The 23,877-nt window shown below is 72.0% G+C and carries 21 protein-coding genes; 10 read left to right on the forward strand and 11 right to left on the reverse strand.

Annotated features, from left to right (window positions below; translation table 11 throughout):
- Positions 1-51: 51 nt before the first annotated feature.
- Positions 52-474: a hypothetical protein gene (locus DEI91_RS04295; RefSeq protein ID WP_111051083.1), complete on the forward strand. Its 423-nt coding sequence runs from the start codon at positions 52-54 to the stop codon at positions 472-474.
- A gap of 96 nt (positions 475-570) precedes the next feature.
- Here the strand turns inward: DEI91_RS04295 and purF are convergent, their stop codons facing one another.
- A complete protein-coding gene (purF, locus tag DEI91_RS04300) occupies positions 571-2,028 on the reverse strand; it encodes an amidophosphoribosyltransferase (RefSeq protein WP_111051084.1) in 1,458 nt (485 codons plus the stop codon).
- A gap of 71 nt (positions 2,029-2,099) precedes the next feature.
- On the opposite strand from purF, the gene purM reads away from it, so the two are divergent.
- Positions 2,100-3,194 (forward strand): phosphoribosylformylglycinamidine cyclo-ligase, encoded by a 1,095-nt coding sequence (gene purM / locus DEI91_RS04305; RefSeq protein WP_111051085.1) that lies wholly within the window; start codon positions 2,100-2,102, stop codon positions 3,192-3,194.
- A gap of 461 nt (positions 3,195-3,655) precedes the next feature.
- Here purM and DEI91_RS04310 read toward each other — a convergent pair whose 3' ends face one another.
- The gene (locus DEI91_RS04310) at positions 3,656-3,862 is read right to left on the reverse strand and encodes a DUF3073 domain-containing protein (protein ID WP_111051086.1); all 207 of its coding nucleotides are present in this window, start codon (positions 3,860-3,862) and stop codon (positions 3,656-3,658) included.
- 161 nt (positions 3,863-4,023) lie between these two features.
- Between DEI91_RS04310 and DEI91_RS04315 the strand changes: the two genes are divergently transcribed.
- From DEI91_RS04315 to DEI91_RS04325, 3 genes are all read left to right on the forward strand, one after another.
- The gene (locus DEI91_RS04315) at positions 4,024-5,172 is read left to right on the forward strand and encodes an NAD(P)-binding domain-containing protein (RefSeq protein WP_111051087.1); all 1,149 of its coding nucleotides are present in this window, start codon (positions 4,024-4,026) and stop codon (positions 5,170-5,172) included.
- A gap of 116 nt (positions 5,173-5,288) precedes the next feature.
- Positions 5,289-5,486 carry a hypothetical protein gene (locus DEI91_RS04320; protein ID WP_111051088.1) on the forward strand — a complete coding sequence of 66 codons (198 nt, stop codon included), beginning with the start codon at positions 5,289-5,291 and terminating at the stop codon, positions 5,484-5,486.
- A 99-nt stretch (positions 5,487-5,585) separates the two neighbouring features.
- Positions 5,586-6,656, forward strand: coding sequence for a magnesium and cobalt transport protein CorA (locus DEI91_RS04325; RefSeq protein WP_111051089.1), 1,071 nt, complete (start codon positions 5,586-5,588; stop codon positions 6,654-6,656).
- Between the two features lie 21 nt (positions 6,657-6,677).
- Here DEI91_RS04325 and DEI91_RS04330 read toward each other — a convergent pair whose 3' ends face one another.
- The 7 genes from DEI91_RS04330 to DEI91_RS04360 all read right to left on the reverse strand — a co-directional run bounded on the left by DEI91_RS04330 (position 6,678) and on the right by DEI91_RS04360 (position 13,145).
- Entirely contained in the window at positions 6,678-7,118 is a 441-nt protein-coding gene (locus tag DEI91_RS04330) for a DoxX family protein (RefSeq protein WP_111051090.1), read from the reverse strand.
- Positions 7,119-7,244: 126 nt separating this feature from the next.
- Positions 7,245-7,490: a DUF3072 domain-containing protein gene (locus tag DEI91_RS04335; RefSeq protein ID WP_111051091.1), complete on the reverse strand. Its 246-nt coding sequence runs from the start codon at positions 7,488-7,490 to the stop codon at positions 7,245-7,247.
- A 115-nt stretch (positions 7,491-7,605) separates the two neighbouring features.
- A complete protein-coding gene (locus DEI91_RS04340; protein ID WP_111051092.1) occupies positions 7,606-8,421 on the reverse strand; it encodes a hypothetical protein in 816 nt (271 codons plus the stop codon).
- A gap of 59 nt (positions 8,422-8,480) precedes the next feature.
- A complete protein-coding gene (locus DEI91_RS04345) occupies positions 8,481-10,724 on the reverse strand; it encodes an APC family permease (RefSeq protein ID WP_258374286.1) in 2,244 nt (747 codons plus the stop codon).
- A gap of 237 nt (positions 10,725-10,961) precedes the next feature.
- The gene (locus DEI91_RS04350; RefSeq protein ID WP_111051093.1) at positions 10,962-11,552 is read right to left on the reverse strand and encodes a PadR family transcriptional regulator; all 591 of its coding nucleotides are present in this window, start codon (positions 11,550-11,552) and stop codon (positions 10,962-10,964) included.
- Positions 11,549-12,397, reverse strand: a complete 849-nt coding sequence (locus DEI91_RS04355) for a DUF4097 family beta strand repeat-containing protein (protein WP_111051094.1) — start codon at positions 12,395-12,397, stop codon at positions 11,549-11,551. The genes DEI91_RS04350 and DEI91_RS04355 overlap by 4 nt, the downstream gene beginning before the upstream one ends.
- Positions 12,398-12,479: 82 nt before the next feature.
- Positions 12,480-13,145 carry a YitT family protein gene (locus tag DEI91_RS04360; protein ID WP_258374287.1) on the reverse strand — a complete coding sequence of 222 codons (666 nt, stop codon included), beginning with the start codon at positions 13,143-13,145 and terminating at the stop codon, positions 12,480-12,482.
- A 61-nt stretch (positions 13,146-13,206) separates the two neighbouring features.
- Here DEI91_RS04360 and DEI91_RS04365 point away from each other — a divergent pair, with 61 nt between their 5' ends.
- The 3 genes from DEI91_RS04365 (at position 13,207) to DEI91_RS04375 (ending at position 18,931) form a co-directional block, all read left to right on the forward strand.
- On the forward strand, positions 13,207-14,646 hold the full coding sequence (locus DEI91_RS04365) for a PLP-dependent aminotransferase family protein (RefSeq protein ID WP_258374288.1): 1,440 nt from the start codon (positions 13,207-13,209) through the stop codon (positions 14,644-14,646).
- A 132-nt stretch (positions 14,647-14,778) separates the two neighbouring features.
- A complete protein-coding gene (locus DEI91_RS04370; protein ID WP_111051097.1) occupies positions 14,779-15,477 on the forward strand; it encodes a DUF6518 family protein in 699 nt (232 codons plus the stop codon).
- A 97-nt stretch (positions 15,478-15,574) separates the two neighbouring features.
- The gene (locus DEI91_RS04375) at positions 15,575-18,931 is read left to right on the forward strand and encodes an efflux RND transporter permease subunit (protein ID WP_146244206.1); all 3,357 of its coding nucleotides are present in this window, start codon (positions 15,575-15,577) and stop codon (positions 18,929-18,931) included.
- Between the two features lie 21 nt (positions 18,932-18,952).
- Here DEI91_RS04375 and DEI91_RS04380 read toward each other — a convergent pair whose 3' ends face one another.
- On the reverse strand, positions 18,953-19,960 hold the full coding sequence (locus DEI91_RS04380) for an alpha/beta hydrolase (protein WP_111051099.1): 1,008 nt from the start codon (positions 19,958-19,960) through the stop codon (positions 18,953-18,955).
- A 64-nt stretch (positions 19,961-20,024) separates the two neighbouring features.
- Between DEI91_RS04380 and DEI91_RS04385 the strand changes: the two genes are divergently transcribed.
- Complete coding sequence (locus DEI91_RS04385; RefSeq protein WP_258374289.1) at positions 20,025-20,879, forward strand: PPK2 family polyphosphate kinase; 855 nt, start codon at positions 20,025-20,027, stop codon at positions 20,877-20,879.
- Positions 20,880-21,138: 259 nt separating this feature from the next.
- A complete protein-coding gene (locus DEI91_RS04390) occupies positions 21,139-23,205 on the forward strand; it encodes a DEAD/DEAH box helicase (RefSeq protein WP_111051101.1) in 2,067 nt (688 codons plus the stop codon).
- 153 nt (positions 23,206-23,358) lie between these two features.
- Here DEI91_RS04390 and DEI91_RS04395 read toward each other — a convergent pair whose 3' ends face one another.
- Entirely contained in the window at positions 23,359-23,871 is a 513-nt protein-coding gene (locus tag DEI91_RS04395; protein ID WP_111051307.1) for a DinB family protein, read from the reverse strand.
- Positions 23,872-23,877 lie beyond the last annotated feature (6 nt).

Consider the following 23,877-nt stretch of genomic DNA (forward strand, 5'->3'; position numbering starts at 1 on the left):
GTGGACGAACTGCCGGGCGAGCCTCCTCCCAAGGTGGGGGACAATGGAGGGGTGAGCAACACCGACCGACCCGACCAGCGTCCGGTCCCGGCACCCGACGTGGTGACCACCCCGGACCAGGTCACCATCCGCCGCGCCCCGCGCTTCAGCGTCTTCATACTCGGCGGTGCCGTGCTCGGCTTCCTCGTGACGGTCGTCGTCGTCGCGCTCACCATGGGCATCGACCGCGGTGACCAACAGGAGACCACGGGCTTCGCCGGGCTCGTCGGCTACTTCAGCCTCTACGGCGTCTCGATCGGGATGCTCGTCGGCGCGCTCGTCGCGGTCGTCCTCGACCGGGTCTCGTCCCGTCGCGCCGCCAGCCTCACCGCCGAACGGGTCACGGTGGACCCGGTCCCCGAGACCGTCGACGGGGAGCTCGACGACCCGGACGCGCCGCAGCCGGGTCCGGGCGCTCCGCAGCCCGGGCACTGACCGCACGGGTCACGGAAGCGACCCAGAACGGACGGGAGGCCCGACACCAGCTGGTGTCGGGCCTCCCGTCCGTCGTGTCCGACGTCGCGGACGACGTCAGCTGAGCTGGTTCGCCTCGACCCAGGCGAGGTACTCCGGCGACACCGACCCGGTGACGTACTCACCCGTGAAGCAGCTCATCTCGAGGTCGGTGACGCCGGACCCCTCGATGATGGCGTCGCGCATGTCGCCGATCTCCTGGTAGATCAGGTGGTCACTGCCGAGCACCGTGTTGATCTCCGGGATCTTGCGGTCGTGCGCGATGAGCTCGGCCCGGGTCGGCATGTTGATGCCGTACACGTGCGGGTAGCGGACCGGGGGAGCGGCGCTCGTGAACGTGACCTCGTTCGCACCGGCGGCACGGGCCATCTCGACGATCTCGCGGCTCGTCGTGCCCCGCACGATCGAGTCGTCGACGATGAGGATGTTCTTGCCCTTGAACTCGGAGGACATCGCGTTGAGCTTCTGCCGGACGCTCCGCTTGCGCTCCGCCTGCCCCGGCATGATGAACGTCCGGCCGACGTAGCGGTTCTTGTAGAAGCCCTCGCGGTACTCGATGCCGAGCTTCTGGGCGACCTGCATCGCCGCCGGTCGGCTCGAGTCCGGGATCGGCATGACGACGTCGATGTCACCGGTCGGCGCGTACTGCTCGATCGTGTCGGCGAGGCGGTTGCCGAGGCGCAGGCGCGCGTCGTACACCGAGATGCCGTTCATCACCGAGTCCGGACGGGCGAGGTAGACGTACTCGAACGCGCACGGCACCAGGCGCGGATCCGTCGCGCACTGTCGGGCGTGCATGGTGCCGTCCATCTCGATGAAGACGGCCTCGCCGGGGGCGACGTCACGGACGATGTCGTAGCCGCCGGACTCGAGCACGAGGGACTCGCTCGCGACGACCCACTCGCTCTTCCCCGCGTCGTCGAACTTGTGCCCGAGGATGAGCGGACGGATGCCGAACGGGTCGCGGAACGCGAGCAGGCCGTGCCCGGCGATGGTCGCGATCGTGGCGTACGAGCCCTCGACGCGCTCGTGCACGCGCTCGACGGCGTCGAACACCTGCCCGGGGTCCAGGTGCTTGCCGCGGACCTGCCCCTGCAGTTCGTGCGCCAGGACGTTCACGAGCAGCTCGGTGTCCGAGGTCGTGTTGAGGTGCCGGCGGTCGATGTCGAACAGCTCCCGCGTGAGTTCACGCGTGTTCGTCAGGTTGCCGTTGTGCACGAGGACGATGCCGTACGGCGCGTTCACGTAGAACGGCTGGGCCTCTTCCTCGTTGCTCGCGGCGCCCTTCGTGGCGTACCGGACGTGCCCGAGACCCATCGTGCCGAGCAGGGCACGCATGTCACGGGTGCGGAACGCCTCACGCACGTGACCGCGGGTCTTGTGCATGTGGTGCACGTGCCCGTCGACCGTGGCGATGCCCGTCGAGTCCTGTCCCCGGTGTTGCAGGAGGAGCAGTGCGTCGTAGATGGATTGATTTGCAGGCCCCTGCGCAACGAGGCCGACGATGCCGCACATTCGCGGGGTGCTCCAGACCGTAGGATCGGGTGGTACCGAACAAGTCTGCCATGCCCAGCGGAGGACGACGTATGCCCAACCCCTACGCCGAGGCCGGTGTCGACACCGCCGCCGGTGACCTGGCCGTCGAGCTCATGAAGTCCGCCGTCTCGGCGACGCACACCGCGTCCGTCCTGGGCGGCGTCGGTGGCTTCGCCGGGCTCTACGACGTCTCGTTCCTCAAGGACTTCGAGCGTCCGCTGCTCGCGACCTCGACCGACGGTGTGGGGACGAAGGTCGCCATCGCGCAGGCGATCGACAAGCACGACACCATCGGGCAGGACCTGGTCGGCATGGTCGTCGACGACATCGTCGTGGTCGGTGCGAAGCCGTTGTTCATGACGGACTACATCGCCTGCGGCCGGGTCGTGCCGAACCGGATCGCCGACATCGTCGCGGGCATCGCTCGCGGCTGCGCGGCCACCGGCACCGCCCTCGTCGGCGGCGAGACCGCGGAACACCCGGGTCTGCTCGGACCGGACGACTACGACGTCGCCGGTGCCGCAGTCGGCGCGGTCGAAGCCGGCTCGCAGCTCGGCGCGCACCTGGTGCAGGACGGGGACGTGGTCATCGCCATCGAGTCCTCGGGGCTGCACTCCAACGGCTACTCGCTCGTGCGGCACATCCTGGGCCAGCGGGGCATCGGCTACACCGACACGCTGCCGGAGCTCGGCGGTCTGGTCGGCGAGGCCCTGCTCGAGCCCACCCGCCTCTACACGACCCCGCTCCTCGAGCTGATCGACGGGCACCCGGGCGACGTGCACTCGCTGTCGCACGTCACCGGTGGCGGCATCGCGGCGAACCTCGCCCGCGTGCTGCCCGTCGGTTCATGGGTCGAGGTCGAGCGGTCCACCTGGCAGCCGCTCCCGGTGTTCCGCGTGCTCGCCGACCTTGCCGGCACCCCGATCGAGGACACCGAGGGCACCTGGAACCTCGGCATCGGCATGTTCGCCGTGGTGTCCGGCGCCGCGGCGGACGAGGTCACCGCCTCCCTCGGTGCGGCCGGGCTGCCCGCGTGGACGGTCGGCTCGGTGTCGACGGGTGCGCGCGACCTGACCGGGTTCGAGCAGGGCGCCAAGGGCGTCGACGGCGGTGCCGTGCGGCTCGTCGGGTCCTACGCGGGCTGAGCGCGCCCGCTCGCGCCCTCGAGTCTGCCCCCGCGCCCGGCCGCGCCCGCCGAGGTTCCAGGATCGCGGAACCTCGGCGCGCGAGGATCCGCGATCCGGGAACCGGGACGCGCGACGGACGGCGAGTCCCGGAACCCCGTGCGCGCCGGGCGGCGTCCCGCACGCACGTCCGCCGCTCGCCCGCCGTCGAGGTTGCTGACACGGTCACCCACACGCCCGCGACCGGCGGGTCGTGCGAGTCGGCCGGCGACCGCACGTCGTGCCCCGGACGTCCGGAGTCGTCGCGCGCGACCACGCGTCCGCGGGCACCCAGCGGACCGGCGAGTCCGGACACGACGAGACACCGCGCTCCCCGGAGGTGCGCGGTGTCCTCAGCCGCGCACGACCACGCGCCCGCGCCCGTCCGGACACGACGAGACGCCGCGCTCCCCGGAGGTGCGCGGCGTCGTCAGACCGAGAGGTCAGGCGGACTTGTTCGTGTCCGTCTGGTTCTCCAGGTCACCATCGTCACCGAACTCGTCGGCCCAGCGGTCGACGTAGTCGGGCTCGTCCGACTGTTGTGTGACGGAGAGTTCGCGTTCGAGAGCACCGTAGTTCGTGTCCGGGCTGAAGTACTTCAGCTCCCGGGCGACCTTGGTGTGCTTCGCCTTCTGACGGCCGCGCCCCATGCGTGACCCCCTCTGTGTCGGCTCGTGTCCGGTCTCTGCGGGCGACGAGTGTGCACCCGGGAGAACGGACGGTTCGTGGTTTGAAATCTGTCGGCCACTTTACCATGTACCCCGTTGCCGACTTCGCCCGGCGCGTCCCGAGCACAGCAGAATCGAGGGTGATGCGCACCGCCGACCAGCAGGCCCGTGTCGTCGTGATCGGCGCCGGCCAGGCAGGCCTCTCCGTGGCCTGGCACCTCCAGCGCGCCGGCCTCACCGCGGGGCGCGACCTGGTCGTCTTCGACCGTGCGCCGGGGACGGGAGGCGCGTGGCAGTTCCGGTGGGAAGCCCTCCGTCTCGGCCTCGCGCACCGGGTGCACGACCTGCCGGGGATGCACGAGATGGGGCTGCGGTTCGACGACGCCGATCGGTCACGACCGGCTCGCGACGTCGTGGCGGAGTACTACCACCGGTTCGAGGAGCACCACGACCTCCGGGTGCGCCGTCCCGTCGCCGTCACGGCCGTCCGCCGCGACGACGGGCGCGGCCCCGGCGGGGTCGCTCCTGCGCTGGTGGTCGAGACCCGCGACGGCGCCGGGACGGTCGGCGCGGTCCGGGCCGAGGTCGTCGTCAACGCCTCCGGCACGTGGGGCACCCCGTTCGTGCCGTGGGTCGCAGGCCGCGACCTGTTCCGGGGGCGCCAGATCGACACGACGGGGTACCGCGATGCGTCCGAGTTCGCCGGGCAGGACGTCGTCGTCGTCGGGGGCGGTACGAGCGCCATCGGGTTCCTGCTCGAGCTGGACGGCGTCGCCCGGAGCACGCGGTGGTACACCCGTCGACCGGTGGTCTGGTCGGAGGAGCCTGCACTCGCGGTCGGCGCTGCCGTCGCGGCGGTCGAGGACCAGGACCGGGCCGCGCGGGCGGGACGGACGTTGCCGAGCATCGTGAGCGGCACGGGCCTCCCGGTCACCCCGCGCATCCGGCGCGCCCTGGCGCGCGGTCTGCTGCAGCCTGAGCCGATGTTCACACGACTCGACGCGGACGGGGTCGTGACCGCCGACGGTGAGCACGTCCCCGCCGACGCGGTCATCTGGGCGACCGGGTTCCGCGCTGACCTGCGGCACCTCGCACCGCTGCACCTGCGGACCGAGGCCGGCGGGATCGTCGTCGAGGACGGGCGCTCCGACGCCGAACCACGGCTCTTCCTGGCGGGCTACGGTCCGCAGGCGTCGACGATCGGTGCGAACCGAGCTGGCCGCCGGATCGCCCGGCAGGTGATGGCGGTGCTGGCGGCCGACGACCCGGAGCGGTCACCCGACGGACCGTGACCGGGGGGCGTGGCGACCGTCCCGCGTGTGAGGGATCCGCGAGGATCCCGGGGAGCGGCGTCAGGGAGCGGTGTGCGGCGCGCACCGCGGCGTCGCCGAGGTGGAGGCTCGTCCGCATGCCCGGTCCGTCGCTCCGTCCGTCTGCGCTCCGTCCGTCCGCCCTCGGCCCGTCGCTCCGTCCGTCCGCACTCGGCCCGTCCGCGCTCGGCTCGTCCGCACTCGGCCCGTCCGGTCTCCGTCCGTCCGCGCCGGCCCGCGGTGTCGGTGCGGACGCCGACGACCTCCCGGGGTCGGTGGTCCTCGGCTACGACTGACCGGCCTCCCGGTCGGCGTCCGGAGTCGGACCCGGCGCACTGGGTACGATCGCCCGGGTCGCTCGACGGCCGCTCACCACCAGCCCGAGGAGGACACCCGTGCCCCTGATCGACAACGGCATCTACCGCGACGGTGTGCGGACGCACTCGCCGGAGGACCTCCGACGCACGTACGACGCCCTCGACGGCGCGGGGAGCGGCGCGATGGCGTGGATCGGGCTGTACCGCCCCAGTGACGCCGAGCTCGCCTCCGTGGCGGACGAGTTCGGTCTGCACCCGCTCGCCGTCGAGGACGCCAGCAAGGGCCACCAGCGAGCCAAGCTCGAGCGCTACGGGGACACCCTGTTCGTGGTGCTCCGGCCGGCCTGGTACGACGACGACGAGGAGACCGTCGAGTTCGGCGAGGTGCACCTGTTCACCGGGCGGGACTTCGTCGTCACGGTCCGGCATGCCGAGCGGCCGGACCTCGCCGACGTCCGGAGGCGCCTCGAGACGGACCCGGAGGCGCTCGCGCGCGGGTCCGAGGCGGTGCTGTGCGCGGTGCTCGACGAGGTCGTCGACAGCTACGGCCCGGTCATCGCCGGTCTGCAGGACGACATCGACGAGATCGAGGACGACCTGTTCGACGGCGACGTGGACCCGGAGTCGTCGAAGCGGATCTACCAGCTCCTCAGCGAGGTCATCGGCTTCCAACGCGCGATCGGCCCGCTGCCCGGCATGTTGACCGCACTGCTCCGGGGTGCCGGCAAGTACGGCACCGACGTCGAGGTGCAGAACCAGTTGCGCAACGTGATGGACCACGCGCTCCGGATCACGGAACGGGCCGACACGTTCCGGGCGTTGCTCGAGAACGCGCTGACGCTGCACTCGACCCTCGTCACGCAGGAGCAGAACGACGCGATGCGCCGGATGACGAGTGCGAGCCTCGCGCAGGGTGAGGAGAGCCGCCGACTCGCCAAGGCGTCGATGGACCAGGGGGAGGAGGTGAAGAAGATCTCCTCGTGGGCGGCGATCCTCTTCGCGCCCACCCTGGTCGCGTCGATCTACGGCATGAACTTCGACCACATGCCGGAGCTGCACTGGGTGCTCGGCTACCCGTTCGCGATCGCGCTCATGCTCGCGCTCGGGGTGGTGCTCTGGGTCGTCTTCAAGAAGCGCAACTGGCTGTAGGGGCGCGGCTTCCGACGGCGGTCAGGCGACGACCCGCTCCGGCACCGCGCGTCGGCTGCGCGTTCGGTGCCGCACGAGCGCGTCGACCGAGTACCGTCCCGGTCCGGTCAACGCGAGCGCGAGGGACCCGGCGGCCAGGACGAGGACGTACTCGAACCCGCCGTCCTGCGCGAAGAAGCCGGACGACAGGTGCGCGAGTGCCCCGGCGACGACCATGTCGACCGCGAGGAGCACGGCGACGACGCGGGTCGCGACCCCGAACACGAGGAGCACGCCGCCGACGAGCTCGAGGCCGGCGACGACCGGGGCGGCGACCGCGGCGAGCGGGACGCCCATGCCGCTGAAGCCCTGCGCGACGGCGGGGATCCCCTGCGCGACCTTCTGCGCGCCGTGGGCGATGAACACCACGCCGAGCACGACGCGGAGCACGGTGAGACCGAGGGAAGTCGATGTGGGAGCCATGGCGACGACGGTATGTGGTGACGTGTCATCGAACCGTGCGGTCCAGGCGACTGCGGGTGGTCTGCCAGGGCGATGCCAGACGGCGGTCCGCCGAAGAGCGGACCGCCGTACAGCAACGACCGTTGCTCAGTTCGCGCCGCGGCCGGTCTTCTGCTGCAGGCGGTCGATGTTCTCCGACGCCTCGGCCTTGTTGAGGTCGGCGGGGAGCTCCTCGCCGGCCTCACGCGCGAGGGTGTCGAGGTAGCTGCGCTGCGGGCCGGTCATGGGCTCGTCGCCGGTCACCCACTGCTCGGGGTCCTTGCTCGCGGTGGTCGACGGGTCCGGGCGCTCGCCGCCGAGGGTCTCCGGCTGGTTCTGGTCTGCATCACTCATGAGCGTGACCGTACGCCGCACCCCCGACCTCCCGCGCAGCACGACGTCCCCCGACGGACCGCGACGACCGGACGCGGACGGCGACCAGCGGGGGCGGCAGCTCCGGCCCGTGACCTCAGACCCGCGTCGCCGTGTACCGGACCAGGTCGCCGCCGACGTCGCTCGCCGCGATCGGCACGGTACGCCCGCCCCGGTCGATCCAGAGCGTGTTCGCCCGCTCGTCGAGCCGGTCCACGCGGTGCAGGGCGCCGTCGAGCAACACCGACGCGTCCACGCGGACACGTCCGGAGGCCGGCCGCGGCGGCAGACCCGGGACGTCGTCCGCGTACTCCGGGTACACGCCGGGGGCCAGGAGCGGTGCCACGGGGGTGGTCACGACCTCCACCCCGGCCGCTCCGGATGCCGTCCGGTGCGCCGGTGCGTCACCGTCACGACCGGCATGCGGCACCGCCACGACCACGAGCCGCACGGCCTGGTCCATCGGGAGCGGGACGTCCACCTTCGGCGACTCCGCCGACCCGGCCAGAGCGCGGAACGCGGGCCGACCGTCGGCACCGAGGTGAGCCTCCTGGCCGTCGATCCGGACCCTGCCCCGTCCACGCGAGTCGGCGTAGACCCCGGGCTCCAGCCCGGAACGGCGGGCGTCCAGGAGGCTCACCACGACCCGGTCCGGTCGGTACCAGTCCCGCAGCGTGGCCGGGTCCACCCAGCCGATGCTCGGGACGCCGCGCGTCAGCTCGGCGGAGTCGTCGGCCGCGCGTTCGTCGAGCGCGCCGAGCGGGTGTTCACCGCGGACCGCGACGAGCCCGTCGTAGCGGCCGTCCGACGAGACGGGCGGACGGTGGTCGAGCACCTCGACGCGCTTCGAGACCTTGCCGCCGTGTCCGTCGAAGGTCGCGAAGGTGCGGAGGTCCTCGGGCGCGGTGGTCATGGGGTCACATGGTACGACCGGACACCGTCACGCGGGGTCACCGTCGAACGGCGCTCGGCTCAGTCGCGGTCGCCCGGAGTGGGCGGGACGGGCGGAGCCGTCGGGACGAGGGACCGGATCTCGCCCGTGCAGAGCGCGGGGTCGACCCCGTCCGCGGGTCCGGCCGGTCGGGTCGCCCGGCGGGAGGGGGCACCGGTGTGCGGGAGATTCTGCGGTTCCAGGCTGTTGCGCTGGGCGGAGCGGACGAGCCGGTCCTCCTCGGCCTCGGAGCGGAAGACCCCGTGCGGCGACCGACGGAGCGCGGGGCGGACGGGTTCGCCGCGGCGGTCCTGCCCGGGGAACGGGCGGGAGCGCTTGCCGTAGAGCAGCTCCGAGGAGTCGAGCAGCCACGGCACGAGGGCGACCGTCACACCGTGCATGAGCAGCAGCTTCTTCCGGATGCGGCGACCGCGGTGGTTGTGCAGCAGGCTCTCCCACCAGTGGCCGACGATGAACACCGGCGTGTACACCGTGACGACCTCGGACCCGTGCTCGAGCCGGTGTGCCTTGATGTACTTGATGAGCGGCATCGAGATGTCGCGGTACGGGCTCGGCACCATCGTCAGCGGGACCTCGATGCCGTGCTCGGCCCACTGCTCCCGGAGGCGCGCGGCCTCGGCGTCGTCGATCGCGACGTGCACCGCCTCGAGGTCGGCGTGCTTCGCGGCGATGGCGTAGTCGAGCGCCTTCAGCACGGGCTTCTGCAGCTTGTTCACGAGGACGATGGCGTGGTCGCCCGTGGCGCCGAACTCGGTCTCCGCGTCGGCCGCGATCTCGTGCGAGACGTCGCGGTAGTAGCGGTTCACGCCGAGCATGAGCACGAACAGCACCGGCATGATCACGAAGACGAGCCAGGCGCCGTGCGTGAACTTCGTGATGGTGACGATGACGAGCACCACGAAGGTGAAGGTGGCGCCGATCGAGTTGATCGTGAGGCTGCGGATGACCTGCCCGCGGTGCACGGGCTCCCCGGCGGTGCCGGCACGGTCGGCGCGCAGCAGGCTCACCCAGTGCTTGACCATCCCGCTCTGCCCGAGCGTGAACGAGACGAACACGCCGATGATGTACAGCTGGATCAGGCTCGTGACGTTCGCCCGGTAGACGATGAGCAGTGCGGCCGCGACGAGCGCGAGCACGATGACGCCGTTCGAGTAGATGAGCCGGTCACCGCGGGTGGACAGCGCCTTCGGGGCGTAGGAGTCGCGCGCCAGGATCGAGCCGAGCAGCGGGAACCCGTTGAAGGCCGTGTTCGCCGCGAGGAGCAGCACCGCCGCCGTGGTCACCTGGATGACGAAGAACAGGATCGAGTTGTTGCCGAACGTCGCCGCGGCGATCTGCGCGATGAGGGAGCGCTGCGGTGTCGCGGCACAGTCTGCGAAGCCCTGCAGGTCGCAGGCGTTCTCGGCGTAGTGCACGCGCGAGACGAGGGCGAGCGTGATGAGGCCGACGAACAGCACGATCGCGATGCCGCCCATGAGCACGAGGGTCTGTTGCGCGTTCTTGATCTTCGGGCGGCGGAAGGCCGGGATGCCGTTCGCGATCGCCTCGACACCGGTGAGCGCCGAACAGCCGGACGCGAAGGCCCGGAGGAGCAGGAGGATGAAGGCCGCCTGCGTGGTGTGCTCGATGTTCTCGACGGTGTAGCCGGCGGACTCGGCCACGGGTGCGTCCCCGGCGACGATGCGGACGAGGCCGGTCACGACCATCAGGAAGACGCTCGCCACGAACAGGTAGGTCGGCACGGCGAAGGCCTTGCTCGACTCGCGGACGCCGCGGAGGTTCGCGGCCGCCAGCAGCACGACGAACAGGAGCGCCAGCTCCACGCGGAACGGGTTGAGCATCGGCAGCGCCGAGATGATGTTGTCGACGCCGGAGGCCACCGACACGGCGACCGTCATCACGTAGTCGACGAGGAGGGCGCTCGCGACGACGAGCCCGGCCTTCTCGCCGAGGTTCCGGTGCGCGACCTCGTAGTCGCCGCCCCCGGACGGGTACGCCTTGATGAGCTGCCGGTAGGACGCGACGACGACCACGAGCAGCAGCACGACGAGCGCGGCCACCCAGGGGGCGAACGTCAGGAACGCCATCCCGCCGAGCAGCAGGATCATGAGCAGTTCCTGCGGTGCGTACGCCACGGAGGAGAGCGGGTCGCTGGCGAAGATGGGGAGCGCCAGGTGCTTCGGCAGGAGCTGCCCCTCGAGTTTCTCGGAGGGGAGCGGGTCGCCGATCAGTCGGGCTTTCAACGACCGGGTCTCGTTGGTCACGAGCGACGAACTTACTCGTTGGCGGGGCGAACGCAACACCGGAGGCCGGAACCGTATTCCCCCACGACCGGACGGGACGCGGAGAACCCCTCCGATCCGCGGATCGACGCGGATCGGAGGGGTTCTCCTGTCCTTCTCTGAAGGAACGGACAGGTTCGACGGTCGTGCTCCGGTGACGGCTGGGAGGCCCGGCTCGCGTCCGCCCCGTCGGACCGGTCGTCCTGGTGTCCGGACGCGTCAGAACGACTTGCGCAGGGCCTCCAGGCCGTCACGCAGGCGCCGGACCGCCGCGTCGTCGAGTGTGCCGCGGGCTGCGCGGCGACGCAGGTCGGCGCGGAGCTGTTGCCGGAACACGGCGACCGCCATCTCGGCGTCGCGGAGCACCCGTCCACCGGACGCCGTGACCGACGCCTCGGCGCCGGCCGAGGCGCTGCCCCCGGTCGGACCGCTGTGCTGGGCCGCGGCGAGGTCGGCGCGGAGCGAGTCCATCGCGGCGCCGACCGACGCGCGGACGCCGTCGGCGAGCGACTTGACGCTGTCCGCGACGCCGTTCTCGAGCTGGGCGACCTCGTCGGCGCGGGCGTCGAGCTCGGCACGGCCGGCGTCCGTGATGGCGTACACGGTCTTCCGGCCGTCGGACGTCTTCGTGACCAGTCCGTCCTCCTCGAGCTTGGCGAGCCGCGGGTACACGGTGCCGGCACTCGGGACGTAGGTGCCGCCGAAGCGGTCGCCGAGCGCGGTGATGACCTCGTAGCCGTGCATCGGGTGGTCGGCGAGCAGGACGAGGAGGTACAGGCGCAGGTGTCCGTGCGCGAAGACGGGGCTCATGCGACGCCGCCCTGCTCGTCGGTGGTGGTGTCGGCGGTCGGGACGATCGCCGGGCCGTGCACGACGGCGACGTCGCCGGAGACCGAGTTCACCCGGATGTCGACGTACGAGCCGGAGAGCTCGCCGTCGGTCCGGGTGTACGTGCCGCGGGTGCCGCGGAGCTCGGCGTCGTCGAACTGCAGGCGGCCGGTCGCGGTGGTGATCGTGCTCGTGTAGGCCGTCCCGTGCTCGAGTCGGACGTCGACCGGGCCGGACACGGTGTTGACCTTCACCGCGTCCGGGGTGCCGTGCAGGTCGAGCACCACGGCGGACGAGACGGCGTCGGCCGAGAACCGACGGATCTCGCCAGTGGCGACGACGTCACCCGAGACCGTCCGGAGCGTGACGGTGCCGACTTGGTCGCGGATCGTGGTCGTGCCGGAGACGGCGTGCACCTGGACGTCGCCGATGACCCCGTCCACGACGACGTCCCCGGAGACGCTGTTGAGCGACGCGCCGCGCTCGGTGCCGGCGAGCAGGACGCCGGCCGAGACGACCCCGAGCGTGACGGTGACGTCGCGCGGGACGAGGATGCTGACGTCCGCGCGGGCCCCGCCCCCACGGAAGGACTTGAGGAAGCCGAGCGGGTCGTCCCAGCGCATCTGGGGGTGGTCGACCGTGAGGGTGTCGCCCTCGATCTCCACCTTGATGGGCTTGCCCGAGACCTGGTGGATCTCCACGCGGGCAGTCGGCTCGTCGTGCGTGACGACGTCCACCTGTCCTCCGACCAGGCCCACCCGCAGGGCGCGGACGATCCCGGTGTCGATGACCTTCGGCTCGTCGACGAGCCATTTCTCCTGTGCCATGACCGCTCCTCGATGTCTGATGAGACGCGATGTATCGCGTCGTTCAGATCACGATACATCGCGTCTCACGGATGTGCCAGGGTCAGATCGTGACGTCCGGTGAACGGTCAGCGATCAGCGGGACGGGGGCGGTCCGCTCCGGCTGGGCCGGGCTCCAGGGGAACCGACGGAACAGCGGCATGAGCGGCTGGACGAGCGGGCCGATCGCGAACGCCGCGACGACCGTGCCGACGCCGACGTCCCCGCCGAGCAGCCAGCCGACGACCACGACCGTGATCTCCACGACGGTGCGCGCGGCCCACACCGGCCACCCGAACCGCTCGTGCAGGCCGACCATCAGGCCGTCCCGAGCGCCGGTGCCGAGACCCGCGCCGATGTAGCAGGCCGTCGCGACGGCGAGCAGGGCGAGGCTCGCGACGAAGAGCAGGACCCGACCGGTCAGGCCGGACGGCTCCGGGACCAGCCAGAGCACCAGGTCGGCGGCCGGACCGATCGCGAGGGCGTTGAGGAGCGTGCCGATCCCCGGGCGTTGCCGGAGTGGGATCCAGAGCAGCAGGATCACGAGGCTCGACACGACGGTGATGGCGCCGAAGGACCACGGCAGGACGTTCTCCAGTCCCTGCGTGAGGACCGTCCACGACGAGACGCCGACGACCGCGCGGACCTGCAGGGCGACCGAGGCGCCGTACAGGAAGAGGCCGACGAGGAGTTGCGCGGAACGGAGCGACAGAGCGGTGGGGCGGGACACGCGTCGATCTTGGGCCGGATTGGCCTGCTCGTCGAGAGCCAATCGCCCTACAGTGGACCCCGTGACCCCCGTCCTGCTCAGCGCCCGCTCCGCCGCCACACTCCTGACGCACTGGCGAGCCGGCTCCGGTGCCCCCGCCTACGAGGCGCTCGCCGACGCCGTGCGGGTCCTCGTCATCGACGGGCGGATCCCGCACGGTGCCCGCCTGCCGGCCGAACGCGGGCTCGCGATCGCACTCGGGGTCTCGCGCACGACCGTCGCGAACGCCTACGCGCGGCTCCGCGAAGACGGCTACCTGACGTCCCTCCGCGGCTCGGGCAGCGTCGTCCGCCTGCCGCTCGAGGGGCGTCCGGACCCCGAGGAGCTCGGCGGCGTCGTACCCGCGGACGTGCTCGACCTGCGGAAGGCCGCGCTGCGGAGCGCCCCGGTCGTCGCCGAGGCCGTCGACCGCGCGATGCGGCACCTGCCGGCGGCGCTCGCCGGGATCGGGTTCGACACGGTCGGGGACCCGGGCCTCCGCACGGCGATCGCGGAGCGGTACACGGCCCGGGGGCTGCCGACCTCGCCCTCCGAGGTGATCGTCACCGTCGGCGCCCAACACGCGATCGCGCTGCTGGCGCGGGTGCTCGTCGGGCGCGGTGACCCGGTGCTCGTCGAGTCGCCGACCTACCCGCACGCGCACGAGGCCCTCCGCGCTGCCGGTGGTCGGCTGGTGTCGGTCCCCGTCGACCCCCGCGGCGGGTGGGACGAGGGCGTGCTCGACGCGACCCTGCGCCGCTCAGCGCCGACGATGGCCTACGTCATGCCCGAGCTGCACAACCCGACGGGCGCGACCATGCCGACGTCCACGCGGAGCGTCCTGCTCGAGGCCGCCGCGGCCGTCGGCACCGTCGTCGTCGCCGACGAGACGATGGGGGAACTCCGCATCGACGGCCCGTCCGCGCCCCCGCTGGCCGCCGGGGCGCCGGGTGAGGTCGTCATGGTCGGTTCCGCGGACAAGGTCTTCTGGGGCGGGCTGCGGATCGGCTGGATCCGCGCCGCGCCGGAGCTCCTGCACCGCCTGCTCCTCGCCCGGCCGACCGGCGACCTCGGCACACCGACCCTCGACCAGCTCGTCGCGCGCGAGCTGGTCCCGCAGACGGCAGCCGTCCTGGAGGCCCGGCGTCCGGCCCTCCGTGCCGGTCGCGACGGTCTCGTGGCCGCGTTGCGGGAGCGGCTGCCGGAGTGGGACGTGCCGTCGCCGGCCGGCGGCCTGACGACGTGGATCGGGCTCGGGCGGCCGGTGTCGACCGCGCTCGTCCTCGCCGCGCGGTCGGAGGGCGTCGTGCTCGCGTCCGGGGGCGTGTTCGGGCCGGACGGCGGGTTCGAACGGTCCCTCCGCGTGCCGTTCACCCTGTCCGCGGCGGAACGCGACCGGGTGGTCGAGACGCTCGCGCGGTCCTGGGAACGGGTCGGCGGCGCGGCCGTCGGGGCGCGGGGGTCGTCGGCCGCGGTGGTGTGACGGCGCTCGCCGTGTGTCGCTCCTCCTCCGTGGGCCGCGTCACTCTTCCTCGGTCGCGTCACTCCTCCGGAGGACGGGGATGGCCCTCCCGGCGGATGCGTCCTCCGGTCCCGGCCCGTCAGCATCGGGACCATGAACAGCACCCTGTCCTCCGCTGGTGTCACCCGGGCCGCGTCGTCGTCGGTTCCCGGGCCCGAGAGCGGCAGCGCGGTGCCGCCGTTCGCCCGCTGCACCATGGCGGTGACCGGGGCCGTGCTCGCCGGCATCGCGACGAGCTTCGGGCAGGCGGTGCCCGGACTGTCGTCGATCTCGAACGCGGCCGGCCCGTGGTTCGTCGTCGCCGTGCTGCTCGTGCTCGCCGCCGGGATCACCCGCGGCGGTCGCCGACCCCGTCTGCGGACCGCCCTCGCGATGGTCTCCGGCGTCGTGCTGCTCGAACTCATGCACATCGGCTACTGGGCGGCGACGAACCTCCGCGGGTACGTCGACACCCTGTCGATCACCAACTTCTGGGTGGTGATGGCGCTGCCGGCCGGGCTGCTCGCCGGTGCCGTCGCGCTGGCGCTCCGCTCCCCGGACGGCCGCTGGCGGGGCGCGGCAGCCGGTGTCACCGCCGCGGTCCTCGTCGGCGAGGGGGCGCGGGCGCTGCTGCAGGTCGCGGCGAGCACGGGGACCGTCACGTGGGTCGTCCAGATCGTCGTCGGCGTGGCGGTCCTCGTCGCCGGCATCGCCCTGGCCCGGTCGCCGATCGGCCGTGCGGTCGCGCTCGGGGTCGGCGTCGTCGGCTCGGTCGCCGTCTTCGTCGTGTACGCCGTGCTCGGCGCCGGCTGACCCGAGGCGTCCCGCCACCGGGACGGGTACCTGCACGTTCATCCCCAGGATGCACTTCGGCTGGGTGGATGCAGGACCGGGCTGCGAGGATCAGGGCGTGCACCTCCTCTCCGTCTTCAGTCTCCGGAACCGCGCCCTCATCGCCCTCGTGACGATCGTGGTCGCCGTCTTCGGTGGCGTCGCCCTGTCGAGCCTGAAGCAGGAACTCATCCCGAGCGTCGAGTTCCCGCAGGTCGCCATCGTCAGCGCCTACCCGGGGGCCACGCCGGAAGTCGTGTCGAACGACGTCTCGACGAAGATCGAGCAGGCGATCCAGGTCGTCCCGGACCTCGAGTCGACGAGTGCGACGTCATCGACCGGACAGAGCGTCGTCTCCGCCTCGTTCGACTACGGATCGAACCTGGCCAGCGCCGAGGACAAGATCCAGACCGCGGTGAACGCGCTCTCGCTGCCCGACTCCGTGCAGACGCAGATCGTCACCGGGTCCTTCGACGACCTCCCCGTGCTGCAGGTCGCGGTCTCGGCGTCCGGCAACCAGGAGGAGCTGGTCGACCGGCTGCAGGCGACGGCGATCCCCGACCTCGAGAAGCTCGACGGCGTCCGACAGGCCGACGTGTTCGGCAACCCCGGACGTCGTGTCGTGATCACGCCCGACGAAGACGAGCTCGCCGCCCGGGGCCTCAGCCAGACGGCGATCTCGGACGCGCTCGACGACAACGGCACGCTCATCCCCGGTGGCACGATCACCGAGGACGGGTCGACCCTCTCGGTGCAGACCGGTGAGCGGATCGCGTCGCTCGACGACATCCGTGCGCTGCCCCTCACCGCCTCGTCGGGGTCCGGCGGATCGGACACGCAGGACACCACGTCGACCGACACGACGACCGGTGCACCCGGCGCGGGTGCACCCGCTGCCGGTGCGACGACCCCGGGCGGGACGACGACCGGTGGCGCAACCGATGCCGCACCCACCGACGCAGCCGCCACCCCTGCCGCCACCCCGACCGACACCACCCTCGGCGACGTCGCCGAGGTGGCGATCAAGGAGTCGCCGCGGACGTCGATCAGCCGCGTCGACGGCGAGCAGGCCCTGACGATCTCGATCACGAAGACGCAGGAGGCCAACACCGTCGACGTGTCGACCATCGTCGGGGACGCGTTGCCCGGCATCGAGGACAAGATCGAGGGCGACCCGCGCTTCACCGTGGTCTTCGACCAGGCGCCCTACATCCAGCAGTCGATCGACTCGCTGGCCGAGGAAGGGCTGCTCGGCCTGGCCTTCGCGGTCGTCGTCATCCTGGTGTTCCTGCTCTCGGTGCGGTCCACGCTCGTCACGGCGGTCTCGATCCCGACGTCGGTGCTCCTCGCGGCGATCGGCATGCAGGCCGCCGGCTACTCGCTCAACATCATCACGCTGGCCGCGCTCACCATCGCGATCGGCCGCGTGGTCGACGACTCGATCGTCGTCATCGAGAACATCAAGCGGCACATGCGGCCCGGCGTCGACCGGGCGCAGGCCGTGCTCGACGCCGTGCGCGAGGTCGCCGGCGCCGTCACCGCGTCGACGCTCACGACCGTCGCGGTGTTCCTCCCCGTGGCCTTCGTCGCGGAACTCGTCGGGGAGCTCTTCCGGCCGTTCGCCGTGACCGTCACCCTGGCGCTCGTGGCCTCGCTGCTCGTGTCGCTCACGATCGTCCCGGTGCTCGCGTACTGGTGGCTGCGGCCGAAGAAGGCGAAGCAGGTCGAGGGCGAGCGGGACGAGCCGACCGCCGACACCGGACAGGCCGCGCACGCCGCGGCCCGCGGCGACGAGCGCACCGTCGAGCCCGCCGCACTGCGGCCGACCTCCGAGGCGTCGCTCGCTTCCGCCGCGGACCTGCACGACGCCGGCTCCTCGGACCGGCTCCGCCGGGTGTACCTGCCGGTGCTCCGGTGGGCCGTCCGCGCGCCGGTCGTCGTCGTCCTGCTCGCCGTCGTCGTCCTCGGCGGGACGGTCGCCGCGCTGCCGCTGGTCACGACGAACTACCTCGGCGACTCCGGCCAGAACACCTTCACCGTCACCCAGGACCTCGAGGCCGGTTCGAGCCTCGACGTCCAGTCCGACTCCGCGCGACAGGTGGAACGCGAACTCCAGGACGTGCCCGGCGTGGAGACCGTCCAGACCACCATCGGCACGAGTGGACAGTCCATCCAGGCCGCGTTCGGGGGCGGGGGCTCGGCGTCGGTGCAGTACGCGGTGACGACGGACGCGGAAGCCGACCAGCCGACGATCCAGGCCGATGCCCGCAAGCGGCTGGACGCCATCGACGGTGTGGGCGAGATCACCATCGCCTCGTCCGGTGGCGGGTTCGGCGGCAGCAGCGACATCGAGGTGGACGTCACCGCCCCGACGCAGGCGCAGCTCGAGACCGCCTCGCGCAAGGTCCTCGCGACCATGCGTTCGGTCGAGGGCACCACCGGGGCCACGAGCAACCTCTCGGCCGCGGAGCCCTTCCTCGCCGTCCGGGTGGACCGGGCGAAGGCCGCCGACCTCGGACTCACCGAGACCCAGGTCGGCGGGCTCGTGGCCGCCGCGGTCTCGCCGCGCGACACCGGCAGCATCGAGATCGACGACGCCACCCTCGACGTCTACATCGCGAACCCGGACCCGCCGACGACCGTCGCAGCCCTGCGGTCCCTCGACGTGCCGACGAGCACCGGGACCGTGCCGCTCACGGACGTCGCGACGGTCGAGCAGTCGGAGGGGCCGACCACGGTCACGACGACGAACGCCGCCCGCACCGCCACGATCACCGTGACACCGGACGCGACGAACCTGGGCGCGGCCGTCCAGGCGGTCACCACGGCGGTCGACGAGCTCGACCTGCCGCGGGGCGCGAGTGCCTCCATCGGTGGTGTCGCCGCGAGCCAGTCGTCCGCGTTCTCGCAGCTCGGCCTCGCCGTCGTGGTCGCCGTGCTGATCGTCTACGTGATCATGGTCGCCACGTTCCGGAGCCTGCTCCAGCCGCTGATGCTCCTGGTCTCGGTGCCGTTCGCCGCGACCGGTGCGATCCTGCTGCAGGTCGTCTCCGGGGTCCCGATCGGTGTGGCGTCGCTCATCGGGCTGCTCATGCTCGTCGGCATCGTCGTGACGAACGCGATCGTCCTCATCGACCTGGTGAACCAGTACCGGCGACGCGGGCTCCCCGTCCGCAAAGCGCTGCTCGAGGGCGCGACCCGTCGTCTCCGTCCGATCCTCATGACGGCGCTGGCGACGATCTTCGCGCTGTTGCCGATGGCGATCGGGCTCACCGGCAAGTCGGGGTTCATCTCCCAGCCGCTGGCGCTCGTCGTGATCGGTGGCCTCGTGTCGTCGACGCTGCTGACCCTCGTCGTGCTGCCGGCGCTGTACGCCCTCGTCGAGGGGGCCCGTGAACGTCGGGCGGAGCGGAGGGCGGCTCGGTCCGACGCGTGACGGCCGAGCGCCGTCGCGCCGTCAGCGCAGGCGGTCGCGCAGGAACGCCGTCACCCGCCGGCTCATCGCCCGGTCGAGCTGCGCGATCGAGTGCGCCGACCCCTGCACGGCCACGAACGTCACCGGGACGCCGTGGTCGCGCAGGGTGGTCGCGAAGCGCTGCGACTCCCACAGCGGGATGAACTCGTCCGTGGAGTGACCGATGAAGAACGGCGCGGTCTCCTGGGTCACCTGGTACAGGGGCGACGCTCGTCCGGCCGCCGGACACGACGTGTACGACTCGCATCCGAGGTACAGCAGCTGCTTCCGCTGGAACGACGCGGCGACACCGTCCGGGCCGGTGGACCGCGCGGTGAGGTCGGTCGGCCCGCTCAGGTCCACGACCGCCCGGATGCGGAAGCCGTCGGCGTGAGCGGCCGACTCGTGGTCCTCGACCGCCAGCAGCGCGGCGAGGTTGCCGCCGGCACTGCCGCCGAACACCCCGACGCGGTCCGGGTCGACGTCGTACGTCTGCAACGTGGTCGGTCGGAAGACGAAGTCGAGCGCGCGTCGGACGTCGTCGAGCCCGGCCGGGAACGGGTCCGTCGGTGCGAGGCGGTAGTCGACGTTGAAGGTCACGAAGCCCTCCGACGCCAGGAACTGACAGACCGACCGGTACGCGGCCGTGGCCTTGTCGCCGTGTGACCAGCTGCCACCGTGGATCATCATCACGGCCGGGCGCGAACCGACCTCGACGCGGTCCGGTTCCTCCGCGGCCGGGGCGGTCGGCGTCGGGGTCGGGGTCGACGTGCTCTCGGGTGGACTGTCGGCCGGCAGGCACACGTCGAGCTGCTGCAGGGGGTCCTGCCCGTACGGAACGTCCGGCACGACGTCGATGCCGTGGTACTCCAGCGACAGCGGGTAGATGACCGGGTCGGCGGTGACGGTGCTGTTCCCGTCCCCGGTCCCGTCGACCGTGCAGGACGCCGCTGCACCGACGACCGCGGCCGCGACGACGAGCGCGAGCAGGGTGCGGCGGCCGGACTTCATCGCCAGCCACGGTACATGGACGGGTGGGGGTGCCAGGATGAGAGCGAGATCCGCAGGAGGACCCGTGAGCCGTCAGAAGTCCTGGAACGCCGACCCCGAGCCGCTCCTCCGCGTCGGCCCCGGGTTCCGGCTCGACACGGTCGACCCCGACGGCACGCCGGGGTTCCCCGGCCGCAAGATCGACGGGCTCGAAGCGCTCACCGCGGGCGCGTCCCGCCTGGCGGCCCTGCAGGAACGGCTCTGGGCAGCAGCGACCGCGGGGGACCAGCGACGTGTGCTGCTCGTCCTGCAGGCGATGGACACCGCGGGCAAGGGCGGCATCGTCTCGCACGTGGTCGGCGCGGTCGACCCGAACGGCGTCCGGTACGCGGGTTTCAAAGCCCCCACCGCCGAGGAACGCGAGCACGACTTCCTCTGGCGCATCGAACGGCGGTTGCCGGACGCGGGGCAGCTCGGCGTCTTCGATCGGTCCCACTACGAGGACGTGTTGGTCCAGCGTGTCCGGCAGTACGCCGAGCCGGAGGAGATCGAGCGACGCTACGGCGCGATCGTCGACTTCGAACGTCGGCTCACCGAGCAGGGCACGACGGTCGTCAAGGTGATGCTGCACATCTCGAAGGACGAGCAGCGCGAACGCCTCGGCGACCGCCTCGACCGGCCGGACAAGCACTGGAAGTTCAACCCGGGCGACATCGACGACCGCCTGCTCTGGGACGAGTACCAGGACGCGTACCAGATCGTCTTCGACCGGACCTCGACCCCGGAGGCTCCGTGGTACGTCGTGCCGGCGAACCGCAAGTGGTACGCGCGCCTCGCCGTCCAGCAGCTCCTGCTGCGCGCCCTCGAGGACATGCACCTGTCGTGGCCCGCGGCGGACTTCGACGTGGCCGAGCAGCGCCAGCGGCTCGCTGAGTCCTGAAGCGACCGACGGGAGGCCCGGCCCGCCTCCGGTTCCGGTCTCGCCGGTCGACGGGGCTGGTCTGATCGAGCGCGGTCGCGTATGCTCGATCGGTCGGCCTTCGACACCGCGGCCGCGAGCCGCGGACGTGTTTGGGTGTTGTGTAGTTCGAGGGCTGGAATCGCGTCGATCGACGTTGCGATGAACCCCCTCTCCACGAGCCGCCCCCGCCGATGTCGCTGCCGGGCTGCGTGGTACGTCTGCACCCCGGAAAGAACACATGGCCCCGTACGACAAGGGCGCGAACTCCCGCGCCGACCGCACCGACCGCACGCGCCACCCGAACGGCACCCCTGCCGCTCGCAGCGCCAAGCACCGCGGCTTCCGCGCCGCCGAGCCGACGGCTCCCCGCCAGAAGCAGCGCTGGGACGCCGACGAGCGTCGTTCCCGTCCGTCCTCTGGCGAGCGCCCGAACTGGGAGCCGCGCGACAGCCGCGGCAGCCGCCCTGCGTGGGAGCCGCGCGGTGCGGGCCGCCCCGCGCGCGGGTCCGACCGCGACGACCGTGCCCCGCGTCGCTTCGACCGTGACGATCGTGCACCCCGTCGCTTCGACCGCGACGAGCGCGCTCCGCGTCGTGACAGCGACGAGCGGGCCCCGCGTCGCTTCGACCGCGACGATCGCGCTCCGCGTCGTGACAGCGACGACCGCGCCCCGCGTCGCTTCGACCGCGACGATCGTGCACCCCGTCGTGACAGCGACGACCGCGCCCCGCGTCGCTTCGACCGTGACGATCGTGCGCCGCGTCGTGACAGCGACGAGCGTGCCCCGCGCCGCTTCGACCGTGACGATCGTGGTCCGCGTCGCTTCGACCGAGACGACCGAGCGCCGCGATCGTTCGACCGCAACGATCGCGCCCCGCGTCGCTTCGACCGCGACGATCGCGCCCCGCGTCGTGACAGCGACGAGCGTGCGCCGCGTCGCTTCGACCGCGACGATCGCGCCCCGCGTCGTGACAGCGACGAGCGTGCGCCCCGTCGCTTCGACCGTGACGACCGTGACCGCGCCCCGCGTCGTGACGACGCTCCCCGCGGACACTTCGTCCCCGCCGACGACGTCAAGCTCGAGAAGCTCCAGGCCGAGTCGATCGTCGCCGCGGACGTCGAGGGCGTGACCTTCGGCGACCTCGGCATCGGCGGCAACATCTCCCGCGCGCTGGCCGAACTCGGTGCGAGCAGCCCGTTCCCCATCCAGGCGGCGACGATCCCCGACGTCCTGGCCGGCAAGGACGTCCTCGGCCGAGGCCGCACCGGCTCGGGCAAGACGATCGCGTTCGGCGCCCCGCTCGTCGAGAAGCTCATGGAGCACGGCGGCGGCACGAAGCGCAAGATGGGCCGCGCCCCCCGTGCGCTCATCCTCGCCCCGACCCGCGAGCTCGCCCTGCAGATCGACCGCACGGTGCAGCCGATCGCCCGGTCGGTCGGCCTGTTCACGACGCAGATCTACGGCGGTGTGCCCTACGGCCGCCAGGAGGGTGCGCTGCAGCGTGGCGTCGACATCATCGTCGGCACCCCGGGCCGTGTCCAGGACCTCATGAAGAAGGGGACGCTCGACCTCAGCGAGGTCATCATCTCCGTCCTCGACGAGGCCGACCACATGTGCGACCTCGGGTTCCTCGAGCCGGTCCAGGAGATCCTCTCCGCGACGGCCGAGGTCACCCCGCAGGGCAACCGCGCACAGAAGCTCCTGTTCAGCGCGACGCTGGACACCCAGGTGGCGGCGCTCGTCGAGGAGTTCCTGCACGAGCCGAGCGTGCACGAGGTCGCGGGTGAGGACCAGGCGTCCTCGACGATCGACCACCGCGTGCTCGTGGTCGAGCAGCGCGACAAGGACCGCGTCCTCGAGGAGCTCGTCGCCGGCGAGGGCAAGACGATCGTCTTCGCCCGCACCCGTGCCTACGCCGAGCGGCTCGCCGACCAGTTCGAGGACGCCGGCATCCGCGCGACCTCGCTGCACGGTGACCTGAACCAGTCGCGACGTACCCGCAACCTGCAGCTGCTCACGAGCGGCCGCGTGAACGTGCTCGTCGCCACCGACGTCGCGGCCCGCGGCATCCACGTCGACGACATCTCGCTCGTCGTGCAGGCCGACGCCCCGGACGACTACAAGGCGTACATGCACCGCTCCGGCCGCACGGGTCGTGCCGGCAAGGAGGGCACCGTCGTCACGATCGTCCCGCGTGGCCGTCGCCGCAAGATCGAGGGGATCCTCGAGCACGCGGAGATCGAGGCGGACCTCGTCGAGAGCGGTCCCGGCGACCGCATCATCGCGGAGCTCGCCGCGCGCTGAGCTCGTGAGACGGAGGCGTCTGCACCAGACGCCTCCGTCTCCGTCGAGACGCCGCCGGAAACGGCGGCGTCTCGACGGCGGTGTGGCGTCTCAACGGTCTGACGACGGACGGGAGGCCCGGTACCGACTGGTACCGGGCCTCCCGTCCGTGCGTCAGCGGTTGAAGAAGAGCACGCCCCGGGCGTAGCCGGCCTGGCCGGCGTGCTGGACGCAGTCGTCGAGGATGCTGACGAGCCGGACGCCGACCGTCACCGGCGGGTCGTACGAGTCGTCGACGACGGTGTCGAGGTCCTCCGGCGACAGCGTCCGCAGGTACGCGACCGTGCGTTCGTGCACCGCGTCGAGGTAGCCGGTCAGGAGCGTCGCCGAGGCGCGGACGCGGCCGACGTCCTCGCGGGACATGCCGTAGCCGAGCGCCTCGGCGGGGAACGGCAGCCCGAAGCGCTCGACCCAGCCGTCCGCCGTCCACACCTGCTCGCTCCCGGCGAGGGCGGCGACCTGGGCGTCCTGCCCGCGGGCGATGTGCCACGCGAGCCAGGCGAGCGTGTTCGCCCCGGCGGCCGGTCGGGATGCGAGCTGGTCCTCGGACAGGCCGTCGACGGCACGTCCGACGGTCTCGGGGACGCGGGAGAACGCTTCGACGAGGAGTTCAGCAGGAGTGGTCATGGACCG

Source organism: Curtobacterium sp. MCBD17_032 (assembly GCF_003234855.1).
Lineage (GTDB): Bacteria > Actinomycetota > Actinomycetes > Actinomycetales > Microbacteriaceae > Curtobacterium.

Excerpts from the sequence above, each read along its gene's own strand:
- purF (WP_111051084.1), bottom strand. The coding sequence starts at position 2,028 with ATGTGCGGCATCGTCGGCCTCGTTGCGCAGGGGCCTGCAAATCAATCC.
- purM (WP_111051085.1), top strand. The coding sequence starts at position 2,100 with ATGCCCAACCCCTACGCCGAGGCCGGTGTCGACACCGCCGCCGGTGAC.
- DEI91_RS04310 (WP_111051086.1), bottom strand. The coding sequence starts at position 3,862 with ATGGGGCGCGGCCGTCAGAAGGCGAAGCACACCAAGGTCGCCCGGGAG.
- DEI91_RS04315 (WP_111051087.1), top strand. The coding sequence starts at position 4,024 with ATGCGCACCGCCGACCAGCAGGCCCGTGTCGTCGTGATCGGCGCCGGC.
- DEI91_RS04320 (WP_111051088.1), top strand. The coding sequence starts at position 5,289 with ATGCCCGGTCCGTCGCTCCGTCCGTCTGCGCTCCGTCCGTCCGCCCTC.
- DEI91_RS04330 (WP_111051090.1), bottom strand. The coding sequence starts at position 7,118 with ATGGCTCCCACATCGACTTCCCTCGGTCTCACCGTGCTCCGCGTCGTG.
- DEI91_RS04335 (WP_111051091.1), bottom strand. The coding sequence starts at position 7,490 with ATGAGTGATGCAGACCAGAACCAGCCGGAGACCCTCGGCGGCGAGCGC.
- DEI91_RS04340 (WP_111051092.1), bottom strand. The coding sequence starts at position 8,421 with ATGACCACCGCGCCCGAGGACCTCCGCACCTTCGCGACCTTCGACGGA.
- DEI91_RS04350 (WP_111051093.1), bottom strand. The coding sequence starts at position 11,552 with ATGAGCCCCGTCTTCGCGCACGGACACCTGCGCCTGTACCTCCTCGTC.
- DEI91_RS04355 (WP_111051094.1), bottom strand. The coding sequence starts at position 12,397 with ATGGCACAGGAGAAATGGCTCGTCGACGAGCCGAAGGTCATCGACACC.
- DEI91_RS04370 (WP_111051097.1), top strand. The coding sequence starts at position 14,779 with ATGAACAGCACCCTGTCCTCCGCTGGTGTCACCCGGGCCGCGTCGTCG.
- DEI91_RS04380 (WP_111051099.1), bottom strand. The coding sequence starts at position 19,960 with ATGAAGTCCGGCCGCCGCACCCTGCTCGCGCTCGTCGTCGCGGCCGCG.
- DEI91_RS04390 (WP_111051101.1), top strand. The coding sequence starts at position 21,139 with ATGGCCCCGTACGACAAGGGCGCGAACTCCCGCGCCGACCGCACCGAC.
- DEI91_RS04395 (WP_111051307.1), bottom strand. The coding sequence starts at position 23,871 with ATGACCACTCCTGCTGAACTCCTCGTCGAAGCGTTCTCCCGCGTCCCC.